General features: G+C 44.0%; 7 protein-coding genes and 1 pseudogene. 5 read left to right on the top strand and 3 right to left on the bottom strand.

What is annotated here, in order from left to right:
• From JF818_RS14450 to JF818_RS14430, 5 genes and pseudogenes are all read left to right on the top strand, one after another.
• A pseudogene (locus JF818_RS14450) lies at window positions 1-528 on the top strand (hypothetical protein); the annotation flags it as partial.
• A gap of 100 nt (window positions 529-628) precedes the next feature.
• Window positions 629-1,063 carry a DUF1801 domain-containing protein gene (locus JF818_RS14445; RefSeq protein ID WP_198892680.1) on the top strand — a complete coding sequence of 145 codons (435 nt, stop codon included), beginning with the start codon at window positions 629-631 and terminating at the stop codon, window positions 1,061-1,063.
• A 202-nt stretch (window positions 1,064-1,265) separates the two neighbouring features.
• On the top strand, window positions 1,266-2,366 hold the full coding sequence (gene rsgA, locus JF818_RS14440) for a ribosome small subunit-dependent GTPase A (protein ID WP_370570349.1): 1,101 nt from the start codon (window positions 1,266-1,268) through the stop codon (window positions 2,364-2,366).
• A 166-nt stretch (window positions 2,367-2,532) separates the two neighbouring features.
• Window positions 2,533-2,706, top strand: a complete 174-nt coding sequence (locus JF818_RS14435) for an SHOCT domain-containing protein (RefSeq protein WP_198892678.1) — start codon at window positions 2,533-2,535, stop codon at window positions 2,704-2,706.
• Between the two features lie 11 nt (window positions 2,707-2,717).
• Window positions 2,718-2,981 (top strand): SHOCT domain-containing protein, encoded by a 264-nt coding sequence (locus JF818_RS14430; RefSeq protein ID WP_198892677.1) that lies wholly within the window; start codon window positions 2,718-2,720, stop codon window positions 2,979-2,981.
• Between the two features lie 90 nt (window positions 2,982-3,071).
• Here the strand turns inward: JF818_RS14430 and JF818_RS14425 are convergent, their stop codons facing one another.
• From JF818_RS14425 to JF818_RS14415, 3 genes are all read right to left on the bottom strand, one after another.
• Window positions 3,072-3,527, bottom strand: coding sequence for a hypothetical protein (locus JF818_RS14425; RefSeq protein ID WP_198892676.1), 456 nt, complete (start codon window positions 3,525-3,527; stop codon window positions 3,072-3,074).
• 235 nt (window positions 3,528-3,762) lie between these two features.
• Window positions 3,763-4,701 carry an ABC transporter permease gene (locus tag JF818_RS14420; protein WP_198892675.1) on the bottom strand — a complete coding sequence of 313 codons (939 nt, stop codon included), beginning with the start codon at window positions 4,699-4,701 and terminating at the stop codon, window positions 3,763-3,765.
• On the bottom strand, window positions 4,694-4,892 hold a 199-nt coding region (locus JF818_RS14415; RefSeq protein WP_198892674.1), incomplete at its 5' end, for a hypothetical protein. The genes JF818_RS14420 and JF818_RS14415, both read right to left, overlap by 8 nt.

The following is a 4,892-nucleotide window of genomic DNA, read 5'->3' as shown; positions in this document are numbered from 1 at the left end:
GGCGTAAGCGCAGCATTCGGTTACACTAATTATGCAAAAATTGGCGATGACAAAAATGCACTTGGAATCGACTTGGGTGATAAGATCTCTTCTAAGGGTGGTATCACTGGTTCAGTTATGGTCGACGCCGCAGCACTTGCTGACCTTGACTTTGGTTTGAGCGTATCTGCAATTGATGTATATTACATGGAATATGATGCTGTTGATACAACAGGTACTGCTGTTCCTAGTGGAGATGCAATCAACAACCTGTATGTAGAAGCAAAGGCTTCTCTTGAAGATGTAACAGCTTGGGTAGAGTATCAGAATCTTGACAAGACCAACAATGTTATCACTAAAGTGTCCTACAGTGGCATTGAAAACATGGGTGTATATGCAAAGCTGACTTTGAACGATTTGTCAGATGTAACCACCAAGATTGGTGCTGGTGCTGATTACTCCATGGGTGGTGTTAAGTATGCTCTTGATGCTGAATACACCCTTGATGGTGACTTCACCCTCACCCCAAGTGTTTCTGTCTCCTTCTAATCGAAAGAGTCTAGAAAAGTTTACTAACAAGTGGCCCATCGTTGATGGGTCACTTTTCCTTTATCTGTCCAATATCTCAATTAAATCTTAGGAGCCTGCCATGCGATCAGAAGCAACAACCGTAGAAGCATATCTCTCAGAGCTTACCAGCGAGCAACGCTCCGTCATTGAACCACTCAGAAGATTAATCCTTGAGAATCTTCCAGAAGGAATCCAGGAAAGTATGAACTGGGGGATGATCAGCTATGAAATACCCCTTCGCTCTTTCCCTGATACCTACAACAAACAACCCATAGGATATGCAGCTCTTTCAGTACAGAAGCATGGATTCTCTCTCTATCTTATGCCGCTCTACATGGATGACAAAAAAATGGCTAAGCTGCAGAAGCAGAGCAAGAAGCTCATGCTCGGAAAATCATGTATTAGGTTCAAAACCTTGGAAGAACTACCTCTCGACCTCATCGCAGAGATTCTTCGCTCCTATACTGTAGAAACATACATCGCAGCATACAAGAACATTAAAGGCTCTTTATAATTGACTGCATACGATAGCAGATGTATCGTATCCATATCACTAATTCACTATGGAGTTTGGATGAAAACCAATCATCTGGAGATTGTAAGGCAACCCCGGTAACGGTGTTGATCTTGAAAACCAGAAAACAGTAAAGAAAAACACATACCGGGGAATCCTACCAAAACAGCGGTAGGCTGTTTCTTATATCTTTAAAACCCGGATGGTTCTCATGCAACTACAACATAATACTGAAACTCAACTCAGTTCCCTTGGATGGAATGAACAACTTACGCAGAATTTTGTGCCTTTCAGTACGCTTGGGTATATACCTCTACGTATCATCAAAGAAAATAGAGGTCACTACTGGGGCAGTGATGGAATACAAACATACTTACTTCAAAGATCTGGATCCTTCAACAATCTTTTAGATTTAGGAGTGCAGCAAGCACCTGTAGTAGGGGATTGGTGTGCTGTGAACTGCTATGAATCAGAGAAGGGTCTCATTGAAGCAGTACTTCCACGTATTTCTGAATTCCATAAACCACTTGTTCACGAGGAAGGATACGTCACAGGACACCGTGAAGTGGTCGCAAGTAATGTGGAGGCTGCTTTTATTGTGATCGACAGTCACTACGACTTCAATATTCACAAGATTGAACGATATCTCTCCATTCTCTCTGCTGATCATATTACTCCCATGTTGGTACTGACAAAAATTGACCTGGTTGAAGATCCTTTGAGAATGCTGAGCATTGCCTCTGAGCGTTTTACCTCCTTGAGGGTATTCCTAGTCGATTCTCTCTCTGGGAATGGCATAGAGAACCTTCTCCTTTCTCTGAAGGCAAGGAAGACTTATATGCTCTTAGGTTCCAGCGGAGCAGGGAAATCGACATTGGTAAATCGGCTCTATGGGAAGGAAATTTCCAAAACACAAGAAGTACGCGTGGGTGATGGAAAGGGAAGGCATACCACTACCTCCAGGTCTCTCCACCAGCTACCCTCTGGAGCTCTCCTGCTCGATACCCCAGGTATCAGGGGGGTGGGGATGAACAGCAGCGCCTCTGAGATTGCTGAGAGTTTCTCTGATATTGCAGCCCTTGCGTCACACTGTCGGTTCCATGACTGTAGTCATACCGGAGAAATAGGGTGTGTAGTAAAGAGTGCACTGCAATCAGGGGAGTTGGAACATGACAGGTATGAACACTACCTATTACTGAAGCGTGAAGCGATGAGTTGGGAAGAGGTGATGGGGCAAAGAAGAAAAAAAGAGAAAGAGCTTGGAATTCTGCAATATCAGTATAGGAAGAGTAGGAAGCGCTGATTCAAATAGAGCGAAGACCTGTGATGTATCACTACAAGCCAAGATGAATGTGAAGAACCATGAAGTTATGTGAACTCCTAGTGTTTTGATGGGTAACGCCATTGACGGATGGATGCTATGTGATGATACTGCATATATACCCTAAGGGGGTATAGGAGTACAAATGATGCTAATATTACTAATTCTGGTAGGAGTATTTATTTACTTCATGGTTAGGTCTGATAAATCAGGGATTAAAACCCATGAGCCATCAGCATTGGATGTAGTTAATCGCCGATACGCAAAGGGTGAGATCGATAGGGAAACCTATTTGGAATTGCGCAAAGATCTTGGTTATTAGGAGGAATGTGTATGTATAGTTCATTATTTTGGGACGTAGGAAGATTTGGTCATCACGGCTTCGGCTACGGAATGTATAGTGGGGGAGGAATGTGGATCATGGGACTGTTTGTCCTCGCAGTAATCGCTGCTTTGACTCTTTCCATTATTGCAATTGTCAGAACTTCAAAGAAGAGAAATGCTACTGGAGATGCACTCCGTATTGTTGATGAGCGATATGCAAAGGGTGAACTGACAAAGGAAGAGTATGATGTCATGAAGAAGGACCTGCGATAAAGCCTTCTTATGAATTCTCTGAATCGTTAAAATACTACTCATAAAGCCAACTGCACCGAAATTCGGTGCAGTTGCTTCATGTATGACTTTCTAGGAAATGGGTTGAAGGATGCCATTGGAGAAAGTCTTCCCATCCAGTGGGCCATCGCCACTACAAGAGAAGCTCAGCCTGTTATTTTCATCTAAGGTGAAGGTAATTTGAATGGAGAGATCCAGACCCGAGGTGTCAAGATTTGCTTCAGAACTATCTTCACGGTTATAACTATAGGTTCCTGTGAGTACACTATCTGCATATGACCCATCGCCATAACACCAGTAGGAATAGGTTCCATCAGTCCAGCCAATATCTGCCATACCTGTTGTCGCATCATCAGGCGCGACAAATGCAGATATTTCAGTATATCCAGCTTGGTCTGGGAAGAACCAGGTTCCTTCAAGTGATTGAAATGACAATGCAGTAGTAGTAATTGTAGTAGTTGAATCTTCACAACCTACAAGAATGATAACCACCAAGAGAACAATACCAACAGCTATTCGTCTGACCATAGAAAACTCCAGGAACAAACCTACTAAAGAGGTCTCATGACGTAGCGACATTTATCCAACCTCTAGGAATGCATTTGAAGAGTATTTTATGTCTGTGTCTGATTTCCTTTCCTCATTGGGTTATCTTGTAAATAATAACAATTACTTTTAAAGAAGCGACATATCGCTATATTTGTAGTATAGCGTATCCCTGCAAAGCTGCAAGAAGAGAGCCCCTCTTGGGGGCTCATAAGCATTACATCCTGATCTCTTTCCTTTGGAACAGTACATAAGCCACCACAAACAACAGGATGATTGTTGCCAGGAAGGCAGTGAAGTGTGGCCATATCAACAACATGCTCTGACCAAAGGGGAGGGCACTGCCCATGATAGCGCCCTGTAATTGGCTGAAGAGAACCACTCCCAGGGATCTGGTTGAGGGATTCAGGATTGCCAATGCTGACTCTGTATAGAGTCTGTAGGGCGAAACTCTTCCCAGTACCACTTCCAGTTTTGCGCTCTGGAAGCTGTCCCCTCCTCCAAGTGCATAGGCAAGGAGCTGGGAGATCATAGGCCAGAAGATCATGAAGAAGAGCCATAATGCGATAGCTACCAATGCTGAAACCGCACTCTGGCGGAACATGATGGAGAACATCATACCAACCAAATACCAGAGCAGAGCGTAGAGTAGGGTGATTACATAGAATGCAAAGGCCCTAGCAATCTGTTCTCCAGATGGTGGTACCCCGAGGAACAGCATTGCACATCCAATGACCAACAGCCAGAGCGCTAGCAACACTATTGCCATAGCACTTACTGCTCCCAACGCTTTTCCAAAGAGCAGTACGTCCCGATAGATCGGCTGTGAAAGTACTCTTCCCAGCGTCCTGTTCTGGTACTCTGAGTTGATCGCATCAAACCCTAGGGCGATACCGGTAAGAGGAACCAGAAAGGAGATGAAAGAAAGAAATGAAGGTATGGGGTCTTGGCTGATAGTGAAGAGATTAAGCAGCATGAATGAGTCTTCCCCGACAAATGAGCGAAGTGTCTGGGCTGCGACATACATGCTGGCTCCAGCTGTGAGGATGATCAGGAGCATCAGGATGATCATCCTGATATTTCCTGCATAATCCTGCATCTCTTTCAGCCAGATTACTTTCAAGCCAGTCAATGCAGAACCCTCACGTTTATTCATTGCTTGCCTCCTTGTACGCCAACTGATAGATCTCATTCAGTGAGTGCTTCTTTAATTCAAGCGATGTAAGATTGCACCCTGCACTGAATACCTGCTGGGCAAGGTTTTGCCTGATATCTTCACTTGCTGTGACCAGATAGTGATGTTCACCTGTCTTGGTTTTGTCTTTTATAAAACTTTGATGTCGCAGT

This window comes from Sphaerochaeta sp. S2 (genome assembly GCF_016406725.1).
GTDB lineage: Bacteria > Spirochaetota > Spirochaetia > Sphaerochaetales > Sphaerochaetaceae > Sphaerochaeta.
Note: the sequence above shows the minus strand (reverse complement) of the source record. Positions and strands in the feature narration are given on the sequence as shown.